The following is a 17,398-nucleotide window of genomic DNA, read 5'->3' on the forward strand; positions in this document are numbered from 1 at the left end:
GATCTCAGAGGCAACGACCTCTGCGTTCTCGAAAGGCTTCTCATGTCAAGCATTAACGTCCATATTTTCCTTGACCCCCGGCAGTCAACACTGAGCACGGCTGAGAAAGACCAAAAGTACAAGAAAAACTACCCGAATGCGGAGGTAATCAAGCTCTATCGGGAATGGGAGAGGAAGGGCCTTCTCAATATTAGGTACGAGAACGTAACACATAGAAGCATTGCACCGATCGCGGCCCTCTCCGACATCATAATAGGAGACAAGCTCGGGTTCGGTTCTACCACCAGCGTTGTCGAGCCTCGCGGTCGGCACGATGGCATATACATCATCGACAAGGCGAATTTGACCCATTACGCATCCAATTATGGAGCAACTCTCCTCGCCCTGCAAAAGAGCGAGAAGTACGGCATTAGCGACTCGATTAACTTTCGCAAGTCGAAAGGCATGACACGCGATGATGTCGTGATTGTCACCACTGGCCCTATCGAGAAATTCCTTACAACAGGAGCACCGCTCAAACCAGCAAGCGCCTGCAACTTCTACGTTGCCGTAACGCGCGCTAGATATAGCGTTGCACTGGCAGTCGAGAATCCAGAAAGGGTATTCCGATCTGCTGTCAACAGCAATGCCATATGGGGCGGTATCCCAGTTAAAAGAGCTGATCAGCTTTCCCCATAGGACCCGCTAAGCCATCCCGCTCCCGTCACGGAGAAACATCTCTAGATGTGTATTCGACCATGCAACTCGGCGACATTCCTCATGGGCAGAACTCCAATAGCTCGTACTTCCATAAAGTCGGGTCCTCATTCATCAGCAATACCTTCTTCCATTTTCTCTCAGGAAAAAATGGACGTCGGGCATTCTAGATGACCTTCAAACGATATTTCTCCAAAGGGACAAAGAGCCCTCCCTCCTACGGGGTGCTGTTGTGACAGCGTCTGGGCGGCTTGATATAGTGATTGTCCCCGATGAAAGGAACTCATGTGACTCGAAGCCTTCTTACCCAAGCAAATGAAAGACGGCTCCGCGCAATCGCCAGCACTGCCGATTCTCAACGTCGGGCTTTCGAGCAATACCTTACACCTCCAGAAACCGCCGCTTACGCCGCGTCAATGTTTAACGCTTCAAGCGGCAACGCCATTTCCTGCTTAGATCTTGGCGCTGGATCAGGAATGCTATCCATGGCATTGATCGACCGCTTCGGAGCGGAGATTACCTTGACAGCAATCGAGCTCGATCCCGTTCTCGCCAGAACGTGCTCGGACGAACTTTGCTCAACCGGTGTTCGCTTCGAGATGCTCCTCGGCGATGCGCTTACAATTGAACTAAAGGATAAATTCGACAAGGTGATTCTCAATCCACCCTATAGCAAGATGGCAGCAAAGGATTCTCGCCAGGAGCTGCTTCCCGTCAAATGCGCGAATCTCTATGCCGCCTTTGTCGTCTTGGCCATCAAGTCACTTAAGGATAATGGAGAGTGTGTCGCCATCATTCCCCGCTCATGGACCAACGGAGATTACTTCGCCCCCTTCAGAAACTGGATTTTCGAGAACGCCTCCATAGATTGGATGCACGTATACGACTCAAGAAAAGAGGTCTTTTCGGACACAAACGTCCTACAGGAGACCATGTTGGTAAAACTCAGCAAGCGCCCCCAACGTCACACCATCAAAGTGACGGAGTCCCATGGGAAGAATGACGCTGTCAGCGAAAGCAACTATCCCGCGAATGAGCTCATCTGTGGCCTGAAAAGGAAAAAGGTTGTCCGAATTAAGCCAGCCGAGCCATCCTTAATTTCAAGCATGCAGCCTTTATCTGAGCTGGGTATGCTGGCAAGCACTGGAAAGATTGTCGACTTTCGGTCTCGAGATAAAACATGCTCGGAGCCCGGGCCCAACTGCGTCCCTTTGGTATATTCGTGCAACTTTTCTAAAGAAGGGTTCTACCACCCAGTCGATGCAGGAAAGATGCAATGGTACCGCTGCCAAGAACCGAAAGATGAAAAGCTGCTAATCGGGCCCGGGGCATTTGTCGTTGTGAAGAGGTTCTCTTCAAAGGAGGAGCAGAAGCGGATCAAGGCATTCGCCTTCTTTCCTGAGGCCCCTATTGCCTTGGAGAACCATCAAAATTATATCCACTGTGGGACATCTCGAAATACCATCCCGCTGGAAAAGGAAACAGCAAAAGGTCTTTCGATCTGGCTGAACTCTTCCATTATCGACAGCTGGTTCAGATCGGTATCCGGTTCAACTCAGGTCAATGCCTCAGACTTGAACCAGATTCCAACCCCATCCACAAGTCAGCTTCGCAATCTCTCCACTAGATGGACCGCCAAGCTTACTCAAAAGGAAATCGACATAATCTGTGAGGAGCTAATCAATGAATAGCGACTACGTATCGACAGAAACTGCCCGGGAATTGCTCCGAAGGCTGGAAATGGACGACGAGAGAAGTAATGAGAGGTCCGCCATGACCCTCATTGCCCTAGCAGGCCTAAAGCCAGGCGATCCCTGGCAAGCTGCAACCAATTCTATGTACGGTACACGCGCACTTATGGATTGGATTAGAGACGAATGCGGGACGAATTACGCCGCGAACACCCGAGAGACAATTCGCCGTTTTACGCTTCATCAATTTGACGCGGCATGCATCGTTGAGCAAAATGCCGACGACCCCGGACGCCCAATCAATTCTCCAAAATGGAACTATCGAATTACTGAGCCTGCTCTCGAAGTCATTCGAAGTTATGGAACCATAGAATTTGATAGCCGCTTGAGCTGCTTTTTCAGTGAACGAGAATCTTGGGCGGAAAAGCAGCGCGAGGAACGGGATCTTAAAAAAGTTCCGGTAACACTTCCCAGCGGCGCGAATCTTCATCTTTCAGCAGGCGGGCAGAATGTTCTCATCAAGGCCATGGTGGAAGAATTCTGCCCCAGGTTTGCACCAGGTGGCCAAGTTCTGTACATAGACGACACCAACCACGCTGAAGGCGCTATTGATATCGACAAACTGAATGAACTCAATGTAACAATTCCCGCAAGAGGCAAAGCCCCCGACCTCATTGTCTGGATGGAAGATAAGCGATGGCTATTTCTTATGGAAGCATGCTCCACACACGGGCCCATCGATGTAACCAGAAAAGATGAAATGCGCAAACTCTTTTCCGGGCATAAAGGGTCAGTCGTTTACGTCTCCTGCTTCCCAACAAGAAAAGTCATGCAAAAGTACCTCAGCGAGCTTGCATGGGAAACGGAAGCTTGGTGTTCAGATGCGCCTGATCACATGATTCACCTTGATGGAGAGAAGTTCATGGGCCCATATCAGACTGACGAGTAGGCTTTGGCAACACGAGTAGGATGCCATGGTCACAGAGCCCATACATCCTATCCCCAACTGAAGATCATTGTATAATGGACGCCTGCTTTAGATAGGAATCGACCAGATGATATGCTTCAATGGCGCTTTCACCTCTCAAGCATTTGAAAATCATACAGAGAGGATGATTAAAGAAATCAGCTCTCTGACCGCAAAACAGATAGACAAGACCGATAGGGACGCATGGGTCGATTTCTATTATTCTCGTTATGAAATCGCCCCGATTGAAATACATCCCGAGACGATGAGAATCGACCTACAAGAGCAGGAGGTTTCAATCTATAACCAGTGGCATATGCTGACTGGGAGAGCTCCCGAATATGTAACGTCGAATATACGGGGGATTATGCTTTATTCAATTTGACCCCGTCAACCTTTTCCCTTTCAACCAGCTATGATCTCGATCGCATAGATCAACTTGATGGGCGCGGAATAGGCCGCTTGCACTTTTCATATGAGATGCGTCAGGACGGGGCCACAGCGGACGCCATCCGCTCCCACTTCGAAGTAAAAATCAAGGACTTTATGGAGTGCGCCAACCGCGTCAATACTGATGTAGAAAAGTTCAACGCAAGCCTTCGCACTTCAATTGAACTGGCTGTCGATAAAAGAATACGGCAGCTAGATGCATTTGCCACTTTGAGACAAAATCTTAATCTACCCCTAGAGCGCGTCAAAGATGCCCCGATGGCTAAGCCCATCGTCCTCCCAAAAAGAAGGATGACATTTAGCGAACCCAAGCCAAGCGATGGAGAGCGATCCTACAGCATAAGCGACGTCGACTATCGAAACATCACCGACATCATCGACAACTGCTGCTCAATGATGGAAGCCGCTCCCAAATCCTACATCGGCTTTGAGGAAGAGCAGCTACGAGACCATATGCTGTCGGTTCTCAACACGCATTACGTCAATGTATCCGGTGAAACCTTCCGAAACAACGGGAAAACAGATATCCACATCCCCTGTTCGGACGACCATGCGGCATATATCGCTGAATGCAAGTGTTGGCACGGCGCAAAAGCATTTCTAAAGGCGATAGACCAGCTATTTTCATACACAACTTGGCGAGATACAAAGGTGAGCGTGATTGTCTTCAACAAGAAAGTGAGGAATTATGAGCACGTCTTGAACACCATAGACGGAGCTCTCAATGACAATTCCATAAGCGTGACACGTCCAAAGCACTCACAATGGACCTGTAAAGTTCAGAATGAGCGTGACGAGCGGGTAATGCACGTAACGGTACAGGTCTTTAACCTATTCTCCGAATAGCGCCCAGACCTAACTACGCCGTCGGAGGCTGCCGACGCCGTCAAGCAATCACTCCCTCAATAACCTCGTAACACTGCCCATTACAGTTTGAGCCGTCCATAAGGGCGGCTCTTTCGTTTCCTCCGAGGCATTACGATTGGGCCGTATCGATGGTCGCCGACCGACCGCCCCGGATGGCCGTCTGCCCCTGCCCCACAGAGGGCCCGGGGGGGGTGTTGCCACCGGGGCGGGACGGCGCGCGGGAAACGACTGATAGAGATGTGCCGGGCCCGGCTCGGGCCACGGCCGGGTAATGTGGGTGTCGCCTCCGCGGGCTCCGGCCGGCTCAAGGGAGAGGATACACCATGGCCGAAGCGATCAGGGCCACCGTCGCCTACCTGGGGATCGACGTCGGGAAGCGGTCGCACAGCGCGTGCGCCCTCGACGAGGACGGCGGCGTCGTCTTCAGGGCCGGCCTCGAGAACAGGCCCGGCGACATCGACCGGCTGCTCGAGCGCGCCGGCGCCGGCGCGCTGGTCGTCGTGGACCAGAAGCGCAACATCGGGGCGCTCGTGCTCGCCCGGGCGCTCGCACACGGCAACCCCTGCGCCTACCTGCCCGGATACGCCGAGAAGCAGGCGCGCGGCATGTTCCCCGGCGTCGCCAAGACCGACGCCATCGACGCCGAGGTGATCGCGCGGACCGCGCGCGGCATGCCCGGCGCGCTCAGGCCGGTCGCCGAGGAGCCCGAGGGCGCCGCGTCGCTGCGCATCCTGTCGTCGCAGCGCGAGTTCGCGGCCTCCGCGCGCACCAGGGCGAAGAACCGCCTGCGCGCGACGCTGCTGGAGGCCGACCCCGCGCTCGAGCGGGCGGTCGACCCCTCGCGCGGCTGGCAGGTGGCGCTGCTCGCCGAGTTCGGCTCGGCCGCGGGGTGCTCCGCCGCCGGCTGGCGCAGGTTCTCGGCGGCGGCCAGGCGCGCGGGCGCGCCGGCGGCCGGCGCCAGGGCGCTCTGGGAGGCGCTGCTCACCTCCGCGAGGTCCGGCAGGGCCCTCCCCGCCGGAGAGGACGTCGCGGTGCGCATGCTCGCGCGCGAGATCGCCGCCCTCGACGCCGACGTCGCCGAGCTCGAGGCGCTCGTCGCCGACTCGCTCGCCGGCAACGAGGTCTACGAGTGCCTGCTCACGGTCCCCGGGATCGGCCCGAAGACCGCGGCCGCGCTCGTCACGTCGATCGACGTGGCGATGTTCCGGGGCCACGACGAGCTGGCGAGCTACTGCGGGCTGGCGCCCGCGGACAGCAGGTCCGGGACCAGCGTCAGGTCGGCCTCCCCGCAGCGCGGCGGGAACAAGCAGCTCAAGAACCTGCTGATATTCAGCTGCAACTCCCTCATCGGCACGGACAACAGGTTCGGAAGGTACTACGACGGGTGCAGGGCGAGGGGGATGAGGCACAACAAGGCGCTGAAGGCCGTGGCAAGGAAGAGGCTCAAGGTCATCTACGCGATAATGCGGGACGCGGCCCCGTACTCGGCCTAGGCAGCGGTCGGACAACCTAGCGGACGAGGGGCGCCCGGCGCCCTGATAGACTATGCTGAAAAACGAGGGCGGCTATGGTTGACAAAACCATAGAGACACCCCCTCACCACTTAACCAGGTACCAACACTCCTTTTATGAAATTGCCGTGGTGCTTCGCCTCATTATGCTCCTAACTCCTTGGTGCCCTTCCTCCACTCATGTGCATCCCAAAGATATTCAACAAGAGTCACGCTCGCGCCGACAGCGAGTTTTGAATGACGCGCCGAAAGTCCCCTAAATCCATCGTCTTTTCCATGGCCGGTGCCATATGGATTCCGAAGCTCAGCAATACCACCCGCAACTGACGACAGACCTCCGAGTATCTGCTTAATTGTTCCGCCAGCCTTCTGCCCCTCATTGATGTCCGGTGCGGCAATCTCAAGCGCCGCCATAGTTCCTTTAATCAACTGCGAGACAGTCCAGTTCTTACTCGGTTCTATGCTGTTTTCCAACAAGATCGTTTTACAGCAACTTTCAACAAGCTCTTTTGCCTTTCCTATTGCCTCCGTAGGATTGGACTCCCTTGAAGCAAACAGCGTGTCGATCTGCAAGTGCATATATTCGCTAGTGAAACGCTGCTCCAAATTCTTCTTTTGAATCGAGGGGACCAGGTTGGCGCGCTCTCTTGTAGCTATGGGCTGACAGCGGTCATAGTACTTTCTGCACTCTTCCTTCGTTAAATACAAGGAACCCTCTTCAAGCTCGTCGGCGCAATGAGCTTCGTAGTACTCGAAGAGGTCTAGCAGGAGCCTATCCACATCATTCGAAGAGGCTTCCTGGACAAAAGCATTGAGCGACTTACCTTTAGAGAGGTGATAATGTGCGACCAACGCAACGCCGACGCTCTCCATCGTAAAGGTGTCGAAATCCGACGTTGTGAAGTCAAGAACGTATCCGCCCCTATTGAAGAGTCTAAGAAAATAACCTTGTTCAACTTTGCTCAAGGACATGAAAAAGCTCCTGGAATAATTTGCCGGTAGATTGCTTAAATATAACAACTGACGTGCAACGATGGCTGCTCCTCCCCCACTTGTGACGCGCCCGCACACTGTCTGGCATTGACGGTGTGCGGGCGCTTTCTTGTTTCGCCCGCCCGAACTTGAAGGGCGGTCCCTTATGGACGGTGAGAACGATGGCTCGTCCCTGCAGACGCAGGGCGCGGGTCAGCAGGCGGCGCAGGGCGACCAGGGCGCGAAGCAGCAAGCGCCGCAGCAGCAAGCGGTAGCGGCTGCCGCGCCCCGGGCAGGCGGCGCGGGCGGCGGCGAGGGCGAAGACGCGCTCGCCCAAGCGCGCGGCGACTACGAGCGCGCTCTGGCCGAGCGCGACGCCAAGATCGCGGAGCTGGAGGGCGAGATCGCCCAGGCGGCAAAGACCGCCGAGGCGGCGGAGAAACTCCGAGCCGAGATGGACGAGCTTCGCGCCGCGGGCGAGGCGCAGCGCGTCGAGTTCGAGCTGAAGCTCGCGAGCGCGAAGAACGTCAAGGCCGCGACGGCGCTCCTCACCGACCACGGCGGAGACGTCTCAAAGCTGAAGGAGGCCGAGCCGTGGTTGTTCGGGGGCACGGAGGTGCCCGCGGGCGGCACGACGGGGCTGGAGCCGGCGGGCGCCGCCGGCGGCGGCGAGGAGGCCGAGCTCAAGCGCTGGCGCGAGATCGCCGGACTGGAAGAGAAGTAAGGAGCTGAATCCATGGCGAACAGCATCGCATTCGCGAAGAACTACACGGGGATCATCGACGAGGTCTACAAGCGCGCCTCCGCTTGAACCTATAGCAACCTCATGGGAATCAACTGAGCTTTTTGGTACCAGGCATCAATGCTGATGACTCATCCAACAACGACGAGACGCTCGCCGCCACATACGACAACGGCATCGAGCTCATCAAGGACCGTGTAGTCAAATCGGTTCGGAAGACATGGAGCGCCTGGTGGCAGGAATACCCAAGGCGATGGGTTATTGCGCCCGCGTGACGCCCAAGGGCCCCGATGGCGGACGCGACGTAGTCGCCTTCCTCCGACGCGCGGGGGCTCGAGTCTCCGCGCACCGCGCTGAGGTCAAGCGCCGCAAGGGGGCCATGGGCGCGCCTGCGGCATGCTCGTTCATCAGCGGGCTGCCCGCAGGCGATCGCGGGTCCAACATCTCCACCGGGGGTTTCACCCAAGGAGGACCACTATGAGGCCGACCGCGCCACTGCGCCCGCGCTCCTACTCGACCCCGACTCCTTCATCCGCCACCACGCGGAGGCCTACGACAAGACCGACGACGAAACCCGCAGCATCCTCCCACTCACCCGCATCTGGTGACCAGCGTAGAGAGCCAACGAGCTCGTGTTGCAAAAGCCTAAAGCCACCTTGCCCACATCGGACAGGTCTCCCAGCCTTCCTCAAAGCCCATACGCTGCAGGTCCTCTTTGCTCCTACCTTGCAAAAGCTGCAGCACCTTGTCATGCCACGACGTGTTCGGCGCGATGCGCACAAGCATATAGCCAAGGATGGTCAACAGCGTAAACGTCGAGCTGTTGTTCACCTCGTAGGGCCGATGCCAATCGGGATACCTGTGCCCGCGGGGAATCTTCGTCCTGTTGCCAAGGCGCCTGTTCCAAAGCCGATCATGATGTGCGCAGACATTGCGAACGGTGTTTAGCATGAGCAGCCACGACTCATACACCTCCGCCGGCACCCCCATTTCGTTGGCCATGCTCTTTTTCACGTCGTTAGGAGCCCCCTTGAAAAGAGTGAGCATCATACCGAAGTCCATGATGTTGACGAGCATCCAGTAGGGAGGAAGTCCGTGTGACTCACCGTATTTATTTTTGAAGTGCTCTACAAACAGAGTTTTCGACCGATCATATGCCGAAAAGCACCTGGACATGAAATGCCCGTACCCGCGCTGGTCCATATTCGGGAGCGTGGAACGGTCCAAGTAGCCGAAGGGACCCGTCGCCTCAGCAAGCCTGTAGGCGAGCTGAGTGCGCATATAAACTTCCACGCGTTCGATGGCATCGAGCACGATAAGTCTGAGCTGGCGATCAAACGTATAGAGATCCCAAACCTTCTCAAAGGAAGTTCCTGGAAAGAACGATTCATCTTCATCTTCAGGATCCTGCTTGAAAATGTACCAATAACCACTCAAGCGATAGTAGCCGACATCGGCAAGATGCTCGATGAGGTCATCTCAATCGCACGCGAGGCCGCGCCCCTCGAGGCGGTCCGCCTGCTTCTCATATGAAAGCCATGGCTTTTGGTACTCCATGTGACCCCTAAAAAAAGAAACACCCGCCAAAGTTTGCATCATCTCGACGAGCGCCGAGAGATAGGCATGGCGGGTTCACTGTCTACACTGTACCACAGCTAAAGTCGTCTCAATCATTTGAAGACAGTCGATATATAACTTCGCCTTACGGCTCTCCAAAGGACCTGGCTTCGTTAATGTCCACTTGGCCGTCGGCGTCGAACTCGAGCCCAGGGAAACCGAGTCGGCTCATCAAATCCTCGCCAAGACTCAAATATCTTTGCCATTTACGACGAGTTTGGCGGTGATACTACGGAGAAAGACGAGCCTAGGCATATCCCGAATCCTCGCCCTCGGCCCAACCAGCCTGCTGCCTATTCGGTAAACGGAGTTTACCTGCTTCTGCGATAATGCAACCAGACAGACCCTAACAACAGGAAGGTCATCGCCATGGACGCTTGGTTGATTCGCGCGGGGCGCGGCGGGGCGCATGCAGCCGATTGGATCAGGAACGGCATCGTCGGCATCGGCTGGGACTTCGGCGGCGCGGATATCGCCGCCATGAGCCGCGAGCAGATCGAGGCCGCATACGCCTCGGCGCACCCCGAGGACAGCAAGCGGAAAGTCGCAGCCAACGTCGGCCAGGTGGTTCGCTTCGCGCACGCCATGGCGCCGGGCGACACCGTCGTCATGTACGACCCTTCCGTCCGCCTTTACCATATCGGCGCTATCGACGGCCCGTGCCAACCCGTAGCCGGAGCCGAGGGCGTCACCTACGCGCGCACCGTCACATGGACCAAGACCGCCCCGCGCAACGCGCTCGCACAAGCATCCAAGAACTCGCTCGGCTGCATACAGACCCTGGTCGCCATCTCTGAGGAAGTCATGGCCAACCTCGAGGCGGCAGCCAAGCGGCGTGGGCGCGCTTCGGCCGACAAGCCACACGCGGTCGACGGCGACTTCGCATGGGTCGAGTTCTACATGGAGCTCGCAGACCGGCTGCTCCCCTACAAGGACGACCGCGGCACTCTCATTGAGAGGCTGCAGGAACTCTACGCCGGCCTGGACATGAAGCTCCCCAAGCTCGACAGCGACGACGTTCCCGCCGATATCGACCCCTACACGGTGTTCGGCCTCTTTAACAAGGGCGTTTCGCTCGCCAACCGCGTCAAGATCGCCCGCGCCCTTGGGCGCGCCCTCGGCGTGAGCGCGCCGCCGCCCGCCGCCTTCCCCGGCACACCGCTGCTCAACAACCTCAACGCCACCTTCTACGCCTTCGTTGGCGACCATCGCCGCGGCGAACACGACATCGACAACCTCTGGCGCATGTTCGAGGCGCAGCTCGCGCTCGCCCAAACCGACGACGTACGCACGCGATCGGAGTTCGTAGCCGCCTACAACGACGCCATCGAACAGTTCAGCCTTGCCTGGAAGCTCAGCATGGGACTCTTCTGGGCGCGTCCGCTCCGGTTCATCAACTTGGACTCGCGCAGCCGCTGGTTCATGGGCGACATGGCGCTCGCTGGCACGGCGCTCGCGCAGGCCTCGCCCAAGGAGAAGAGCGCGCCCATACACGACGGCGCCGCCTACCTCGCCCTATGCGATACCGCACTCGCGCAGCTCGGCAGCGAGGCATGCCCGTACACGAGCCTCCCCGAGCTCTCCCATGCGGCGTTCCTGGAGTCGGAACGCGTGAACCAGGAGAAAAAGGCGGCCGCGAAAGCCGCGGAGGAAGAGGCACAGGAGAACGCGCTCGGCGACGCCGGCGTCGAGACCGAGGGCATCTCGCCCACTGGCCCCGATGCGACCGCGAGCCACGACGAACCTGCGCCCCTTCCAGCCGAGGAGCTCCCCTTCTACGGCAAGGAGGACTTCCTCGAAGAGGTCTTCATGGACGAGGAGGGCTACGACGCCCTCGTCGGCGTGCTAAACGCCAAGAAGAACATCATCCTGCAAGGCGCGCCCGGTGTGGGCAAGACCTTCATCGCCAAGCGCCTGGCCTACTCCATCATGGGCGCGAAAGTACCCGAGCGCGTTCAGATGGTGCAGTTCCACCAGTCGTACAGCTACGAGGACTTCATCGAGGGCTACCGCCCGTGCGCCGACGGCTTCAAGCTCGAGCAAGGCGCCTTCTACCGGTTCTGCAAGCGCGCCGAGGCCGACCCCGGCAACGACTACTTCTTCATCATCGACGAGATCAACCGCGGAAACCTGTCCAAGATCTTCGGCGAGCTGTTCATGCTCATCGAGAACGACAAACGCGGCCCCCGCAACAGACTGCGGCTGCTCTACTCGCATGAACCGTTCTACGTGCCCGCCAACGTCCACATCATCGGCATGATGAACACCGCCGACCGCTCGCTGGCGGTGCTGGATTACGCGCTGCGCCGGCGCTTCGCGTTCTTCGACCTGCGACCCGGCTTCGACTCGGAGGGCTTCGGCGCCTATCGCGAGAGCCTGGGCAGCGACGCGTTCGACCGGCTGGTCGCCTGCGTGAAGCGGCTCAACGCGGCGATCGCCGCCGACGACAGCCTGGGTGAGGGCTTCTGCATCGGGCACAGCTACTTCTGCGGGCTCTCCGCCGACGGCGTCACGGACACCAAGCTCGCCGCCATCGTGGAATACGAGCTGGTGCCCATGCTGCGCGAATACTGGTTCGACGAGCCGTCCAAGGTCCGCGAGTGGTCCGGCGCGCTGCGCGAGGCCATCAAGTGATCCGCGTCCAGAACATCTACCACATGCTGGCCTACGCCTTCCAGGTGCTGCGCGAGCAGGGCTACGCGGACGTTGCCGCCGAGAAGTTCGACAACACCGCGGAGCTGTTGGCGGCGATTCTCGCGCGGGGCGTGAGCTCGCAGGTCAAGCGCGGGCTGGGGCGCGAGTACCTGCCGCGCACCGAGGCGCTCGCCACCCTGCGCGGCCGCATCGACGTGGCCGAGACCGTGAAGGCACGCGCCGTCTTGCGTCGCCAGATGGTCTGCGACTACGACGAGTTCAGCATCGACGCGCCCATGAACCGGATGCTCAAGGCGACCATGCGTCTGCTGGTACGCTCCGACATCGACAAGGCCCGTAGAAAAGAGCTGCGAGGGCTGCTCGTCTACTTCGCCGATGTAGCCGACATCGACCTGGCGAGCGTGGACTGGCACCTGCGCTTCGACCGCGGCAACCAGACCTACCGCATGCTCATGAACGTGTGCTGGCTGGTGGCGGAGGGCCTGCTGCAGACGCAGGAAGACGGCACGGTGCGCCTGGCGAACTTCCTGGACGAGCAGCGCATGAGCAGGCTCTACGAGAAGTTCATCCTGGAGTACTACCGGCGGGAGCACCCCGATCTGCGCGCCGAGGCGCCCTACATCAAATGGGCGCTCGACGATGGCCCGCACGGCGCGGGCGCGTTCGGCGGGGCGCTCGACATGCTGCCCGCCATGCACAGCGACGTCATGCTCAGCCGGAGTGGCAACATGCTCATCATCGACGCGAAGTACTACGCGCACACCACGCAGCGCCACTTCGACAAGCACACCTACCACAGCGGCAACCTGTACCAGATCTTCACCTACGTGAAGAACAAAGAGGCCGAGCTCGCGGGCGCGGAGCACACGGTCTCGGGACTGCTACTCTACGCGGGAACCGACGAGGAGGTGCAGCCGAGCGGCACCTACCTCATGAGTGGCAACCGCATCGGCGTGCGCACGCTCAACTTGAACCAGCCGTTCGAGGCAATTCGCGCACAGCTGGACGCGATCGTCGAAGAGCACTTTTGAGAAGCGCAATAAAAGGCTTGGAGGAATGCTCTCCCCCACGGCCACCCGACCGTTCCTCATCCCATCACCATTTCGTCAGCCATGGGAGCCGTCACCTATTGGCTCGCGGTCCTCGTCGATGCGGCAAACGTCGATGGGAACGATATCGCGGTAGATGAGCCTATGGCGATCGTCGCGCCACTCGTCGTCATGGTAATGGCCGAAGAACCAGGTGCGGTAAGAGAGCTTGCCGTCGACCTCCTGGAGAAACGCCTGGTGCGCATCCCCGCCGTCGAAGGGGCGGTTGCATTCCCAACAGAGGTCGTCCGCGATGTCGAGCGGCGCCTCGTGCGTGATCACGTAGTCAACATTCCAGCCGCGGCTGTCGAGGCTGGCGCGGGCCTCCTCGCGCTCAGCATCCGAGGGCACCTCCTCCGGCCACCAGCTCTCGCCCTCGGTCCGCCACGCGCGATCGTGCGACGAGGCGCCGCCCATAGTGAACACGCTGATGCCATCGATATCGAACACCTGCCCGCGCATGAGATGCAGCACGTGCGGGCGCACCTCGTGCACGCGCCCACCGCACCACTCGCGCTCGGGCATCGCGGCGAGCAGCCCGTGGTTCTCGTGGTTGCCGTCGACGAAGCACGTGGTCCAAGGCCGATCCTCGAGCCATTTGAGCCAGTAGGCGTCCGTGTTGCCGCCGTCCCATACGTAGCCGAAGTCACCGGCGACGATCACGACGTCGTCGCGCGTGAGCTCGCGACCCAACGGCCAGCTGTGAAAGGAGAGGCGGTTGCGACCGTACTCGGCCGCTCCATGCATGTCACCGGTGATGTATATCAAATCAGTCAGCCCCTTTTATATCCAGCCGCGATCAGCCGTCCACACCCGCACCGATTGGGACGATCCGCTCGAACAGCAGCGTATGCCGCCCGTCGATGTCCCTATCCCCGTGGAAGTGCCCGTAATACCAATGCTTGAAGTCCAGGCGCGCATCCGCCTCGTCCAAAAACCTCGTCAGGCACTCGTCCGGAAGGCCCGATATGGGCAGCGACGGGTGGAGGGTGCGCGCCATCAGGCTTTTGGGGCACGTATGCGTGATCACGTAGTCGACGTTCCAGCCCACGGCATCCAAGTTGGCGCGGGCCTCATCGAGGTTTCGCTCGGTGGGGACCTCGTGCGGCCACCAGTCGACATACGGCGTGCGGTATGCCTGGTCGATGCTCGCGGCACCACCCAGCGTGAAAATGCGCGCACCATCGATCTCGTAGACCTCGGAACGCATGAGGCGCATGATGGGCGAGCCGTCGGACAGCCGCTGGACCATGCCGCCGCCCCAGGGCTCTGCTGGACGCGCGGTCCAATGGTCGAAGCGCTCGTGGTTCCCGTCCACGAAGAGCACCCTATACGGCCTGGACTCCAACCAGGCGATCTCGGCGCTCTCCTCCTCCGAAAAGTCCCACGGATAGCCGAAGTCACCCGCCACGATGAGGTAGTCGCCGGCGCGCCCCTCCTTCCAATCCTTGAGCCGCGATAGGCCGACGAATCCATGCAGGTCGCCCGTAACGTAGATCATCTCGCATCATCCTCCGCCCAAGGCATCACTTCGAGAAAACACGGCTCCACCGGCCCCATGAGCCACGCGCCGTTGCGCGACAGGTAGAACGCCCCGCCCTCGGCCGCCATCGCCGCCATATTTGTCGAGGATACCACGAGGATGCCGAAAGCATCGCACGCCCGCTCTACAATCTACGAACGCACGTTCGATGGATTTCGTGTCGGGCGGTGCCGCGGGCGGGGTGCGCTATGCTACGGTATTCATCTACAGGGCTATAGGGACTCAAAAGAGGGGACACCGAGAGAGCGAGCATGGCAAAGAACACCGCAAACTATGGCAACGACAGCATCCGTCAGCTCAAGGACGAGGAGCGCGTACGCCTGCGCCCCGCCGTCATCTTCGGCTCGGACGGGCTCGACGGCTGCGCGCACGCCGCCTTCGAGATCCTGTCCAACGCCGTCGACGAGGCGCGCCAGGGCTACGGCAACCTGATCACCCTCACCGCCTTCCGCGACGGCTCCATCCAGGTCGAGGACAACGGCCGCGGCTGCCCGCTCGACTGGAACCCCTCCGAGAAGCGCTTCAACTGGGAACTCGTCTTCTGCGAGCTCTACGCCGGTGGCAAGTACAACAACAACGAGGGCGGCGACTACGACTTCTCGCTGGGCACCAACGGCCTGGGCTCGTGCGCGACCCAGTACGCGTCCGAATACATGGACGTCACGGTCTGGCGCGACGGCAACAAGTACTCCCTCCACTTCAAGAAGGGCAAGGTCGTGGGCGCCAAGAAGAAGGCGCTCGAGATCGAGCCCGCAGACGAAAACCGCACCGGCACCACCATCAAGTGGCGCCCGGACCTGGAGGTCTTCACCTCGATAAGCATCCCCCACGACTGGTACCGCGAGACCATGCGCCGCCAGGCCGTAGTCAACGCAAACGTCACCTTCCGCCTGCGCATCGAGGGCGACGACGGCGAGTTTGCCGAAGAGGACTTCTGCTATCCCAAGGGCATCGAGGACTACGTGCTCGAGAAGGTGGGGGCCGACTACCTCACCGAGCCCTTCTTCATCGAGGCGGAGCGCCGCGGCCGCGACCGCGAGGACCTGCCCGACTACAACGTCAAGATCACGGCGTGCCTGTGCTTCTCGCGCACCTTCCAGATGCAGGAGTACTACCACAACTCCTCGTGGCTCGAGAACGGCGGCTCGCCCGAGAAGGCCGCGCGCAGCGCGCTGACCAGCGCGATCGACGCCTACATCAAGCAACAGGGCAAGTACAACAAAAACGAGAGCGGCATCAAGTGGCAAGACGTCCAGGACTGCCTGGTGCTGGTGACCAACTGCTTCTCCACCCAGACGTCGTACGAGAACCAGACCAAGAAGGCCATCAACAACCGCTTCATCCAGCAGGCCATGACGGCGTTCTTCAAGGAGCGCCTGGCAACCTACCTGATCGAGAACAAGGACGCCGCCAACAAGATCCTGGAGCAGGTGCTCATCAACAAGCGCTCGCGCGAGAACGCCGAGAAGACCCGCCAGAGCATCAAGACCAACCTGCAGCAGAAGACCGACATGGCCAACCGCGTGCAGAAGTTCATCGACTGCCGCTCCAAGGACAAGACTCGCCGCGAAGTCTACATCGTAGAGGGCGACTCGGCGGCGGGCGCCATCCGTACCTCGCGCGATGCCGAGTTCCAGGGCGTCATGCCCGTCCGCGGCAAGATCCTCAACTGCCTGAAGGAGGATTACCCGCGCATCTTCAAGTCCGACATCATCATGGACCTCATGCGCGTGCTGGGCTGCGGCGTGGAGATCAAGGACAAGCGCATCAAGAACCTGGGCGCCTTCGATCTGGACAACCTCAACTGGAGCAAGGTCATCATCTGTACGGACGCCGACGTTGACGGCTACCACATCCGCACGCTCATCTTAACGATGCTCTACCGCCTGGTGCCCACGCTCATCGACGAGGGCTACGTCTACATCGCCGAGTCGCCGCTGTATGAGATCAACTGCAAGGAGAAGACCTACTTCGCCTACACCGAGCTGGAAAAGAACGGCATCCTGGCCGAGATCGGCGACCAGAAGTGCTCCATCAACCGCTCCAAGGGTCTTGGTGAGAACGACCCGGACATGATGTGGCTCACCACCATGAACCCCGAGACGCGCCGCCTCATCAAGGTGGAGCCCGAGGACGTGGCCAAGATGGAGACCATGTTCAACCTGCTGCTGGGCAACGACGAGGCCGGCCGCAAGCGCCATATCGCCGAGCACGGCAAGGAGTACCTCGACCAGCTTGACCTGCAGTAAGAGCGGATCGCGGCGAACGGGAGCCCGCGGTAAACCACGCGCCCGTCGCCAGACCGCCCGCCATCCGGCTGACGCGCACACGCTGCAGCAAACGGCCCCACAGAAAGTACCAAGAGGAACAACGTGGCTAAGAAGAAAACCAACACGCAGAGCAAGAAGAAGCAGGTCAACACCGACAACGTCATCGGCCTGCACTCGGAGGTCACGGCGCAGCCCATCACGGAGACGCTCGAGACCAACTACATGCCGTATGCCATGAGCACCAACGTCTCGCGCGCGTTCCCCGAGATCGACGGCTTCAAGCCCTCGCACCGCAAGCTGCTCTACACCATGTACAAGATGGGCCTGCT

At 59.4% G+C, this 17,398-nt stretch carries 14 protein-coding genes and 1 pseudogene; 11 read left to right on the forward strand and 4 right to left on the reverse strand.

Annotated elements, in window-relative coordinates; translation table 11 throughout:
* The 5 genes from I2E26_RS07615 to I2E26_RS07635 form a co-directional block, all read left to right on the forward strand.
* The coding region (locus tag I2E26_RS07615; RefSeq protein ID WP_229056495.1) for a hypothetical protein at nt 1-678 on the forward strand (678 nt) is incomplete at its 5' end.
* 305 nt (nt 679-983) lie between these two features.
* The gene (locus tag I2E26_RS07620) at nt 984-2,387 is read left to right on the forward strand and encodes an Eco57I restriction-modification methylase domain-containing protein (RefSeq protein ID WP_195420254.1); all 1,404 of its coding nucleotides are present in this window, start codon (nt 984-986) and stop codon (nt 2,385-2,387) included.
* On the forward strand, nt 2,380-3,336 hold the full coding sequence (locus tag I2E26_RS07625; RefSeq protein ID WP_195420255.1) for a BsuBI/PstI family type II restriction endonuclease: 957 nt from the start codon (nt 2,380-2,382) through the stop codon (nt 3,334-3,336). Before I2E26_RS07620 ends, I2E26_RS07625 begins: the two co-directional genes overlap by 8 nt.
* Nucleotides 3,337-3,663: 327 nt before the next feature.
* Nucleotides 3,664-4,650: a hypothetical protein gene (locus I2E26_RS07630; RefSeq protein WP_195420256.1), complete on the forward strand. Its 987-nt coding sequence runs from the start codon at nt 3,664-3,666 to the stop codon at nt 4,648-4,650.
* A gap of 344 nt (nt 4,651-4,994) precedes the next feature.
* Complete coding sequence (locus I2E26_RS07635; RefSeq protein ID WP_195420257.1) at nt 4,995-6,164, forward strand: IS110 family transposase; 1,170 nt, start codon at nt 4,995-4,997, stop codon at nt 6,162-6,164.
* 162 nt (nt 6,165-6,326) lie between these two features.
* On the opposite strand, the gene I2E26_RS07640 is transcribed toward I2E26_RS07635, so the two are convergent.
* A complete protein-coding gene (locus tag I2E26_RS07640) occupies nt 6,327-7,154 on the reverse strand; it encodes an abortive infection family protein (protein ID WP_195420258.1) in 828 nt (275 codons plus the stop codon).
* A gap of 166 nt (nt 7,155-7,320) precedes the next feature.
* Here I2E26_RS07640 and I2E26_RS07645 point away from each other — a divergent pair, with 166 nt between their 5' ends.
* Together I2E26_RS07645 and I2E26_RS09260 are read left to right on the forward strand one after the other, a co-directional pair.
* Nucleotides 7,321-7,878 carry a hypothetical protein gene (locus tag I2E26_RS07645; protein ID WP_195420259.1) on the forward strand — a complete coding sequence of 186 codons (558 nt, stop codon included), beginning with the start codon at nt 7,321-7,323 and terminating at the stop codon, nt 7,876-7,878.
* 223 nt (nt 7,879-8,101) lie between these two features.
* Entirely contained in the window at nt 8,102-8,377 is a 276-nt protein-coding gene (locus I2E26_RS09260; RefSeq protein WP_370551470.1) for a restriction endonuclease, read from the forward strand.
* 164 nt (nt 8,378-8,541) lie between these two features.
* On the opposite strand, the gene I2E26_RS07655 is transcribed toward I2E26_RS09260, so the two are convergent.
* Nucleotides 8,542-9,366, reverse strand: a complete 825-nt coding sequence (locus I2E26_RS07655) for an Abi family protein (protein WP_370551471.1) — start codon at nt 9,364-9,366, stop codon at nt 8,542-8,544.
* 516 nt (nt 9,367-9,882) lie between these two features.
* Here I2E26_RS07655 and I2E26_RS07660 point away from each other — a divergent pair.
* Together I2E26_RS07660 and mcrC are read left to right on the forward strand one after the other, a co-directional pair.
* Nucleotides 9,883-12,147, forward strand: a complete 2,265-nt coding sequence (locus I2E26_RS07660) for an AAA family ATPase (protein ID WP_229056497.1) — start codon at nt 9,883-9,885, stop codon at nt 12,145-12,147.
* Nucleotides 12,144-13,199 carry a 5-methylcytosine-specific restriction endonuclease system specificity protein McrC gene (mcrC, locus tag I2E26_RS07665; protein ID WP_195420261.1) on the forward strand — a complete coding sequence of 352 codons (1,056 nt, stop codon included), beginning with the start codon at nt 12,144-12,146 and terminating at the stop codon, nt 13,197-13,199. Before I2E26_RS07660 ends, mcrC begins: the two co-directional genes overlap by 4 nt.
* A 75-nt stretch (nt 13,200-13,274) precedes the next feature.
* On the opposite strand, the gene I2E26_RS07670 is transcribed toward mcrC, so the two are convergent.
* Both I2E26_RS07670 and I2E26_RS07675 read right to left on the reverse strand, forming a co-directional pair.
* Nucleotides 13,275-14,024 carry a metallophosphoesterase gene (locus I2E26_RS07670; RefSeq protein ID WP_195420262.1) on the reverse strand — a complete coding sequence of 250 codons (750 nt, stop codon included), beginning with the start codon at nt 14,022-14,024 and terminating at the stop codon, nt 13,275-13,277.
* Between the two features lie 31 nt (nt 14,025-14,055).
* Entirely contained in the window at nt 14,056-14,757 is a 702-nt protein-coding gene (locus I2E26_RS07675; protein ID WP_195420263.1) for a metallophosphoesterase, read from the reverse strand.
* Nucleotides 14,758-15,050: 293 nt separating this feature from the next.
* Here I2E26_RS07675 and I2E26_RS07680 point away from each other — a divergent pair, with 293 nt between their 5' ends.
* Both I2E26_RS07680 and I2E26_RS07685 read left to right on the forward strand, forming a co-directional pair.
* Entirely contained in the window at nt 15,051-17,048 is a 1,998-nt protein-coding gene (locus tag I2E26_RS07680) for a type IIA DNA topoisomerase subunit B (protein WP_195420264.1), read from the forward strand.
* A gap of 123 nt (nt 17,049-17,171) precedes the next feature.
* Nucleotides 17,172-17,398 (forward strand): annotated as a pseudogene (locus I2E26_RS07685) (topoisomerase IV); the annotation flags it as partial.

Source organism: Collinsella sp. D33t1_170424_A12 (genome assembly GCF_015554865.1).
Taxonomy (GTDB): domain Bacteria; phylum Actinomycetota; class Coriobacteriia; order Coriobacteriales; family Coriobacteriaceae; genus Collinsella.

Bases quoted from the DNA above. Each gene is read 5' to 3' on its own strand.
- I2E26_RS07675 (WP_195420263.1), bottom strand. From the start codon at position 14,757: ATGATCTACGTTACGGGCGACCTGCATGGATTCGTCGGCCTATCGCGG.
- I2E26_RS07635 (WP_195420257.1), top strand. From the start codon at position 4,995: ATGGCCGAAGCGATCAGGGCCACCGTCGCCTACCTGGGGATCGACGTC.
- I2E26_RS07640 (WP_195420258.1), bottom strand. From the start codon at position 7,154: ATGTCCTTGAGCAAAGTTGAACAAGGTTATTTTCTTAGACTCTTCAAT.
- I2E26_RS07645 (WP_195420259.1), top strand. From the start codon at position 7,321: ATGGACGGTGAGAACGATGGCTCGTCCCTGCAGACGCAGGGCGCGGGT.
- I2E26_RS07625 (WP_195420255.1), top strand. From the start codon at position 2,380: ATGAATAGCGACTACGTATCGACAGAAACTGCCCGGGAATTGCTCCGA.
- I2E26_RS07680 (WP_195420264.1), top strand. From the start codon at position 15,051: ATGGCAAAGAACACCGCAAACTATGGCAACGACAGCATCCGTCAGCTC.
- I2E26_RS07660 (WP_229056497.1), top strand. From the start codon at position 9,883: ATGGACGCTTGGTTGATTCGCGCGGGGCGCGGCGGGGCGCATGCAGCC.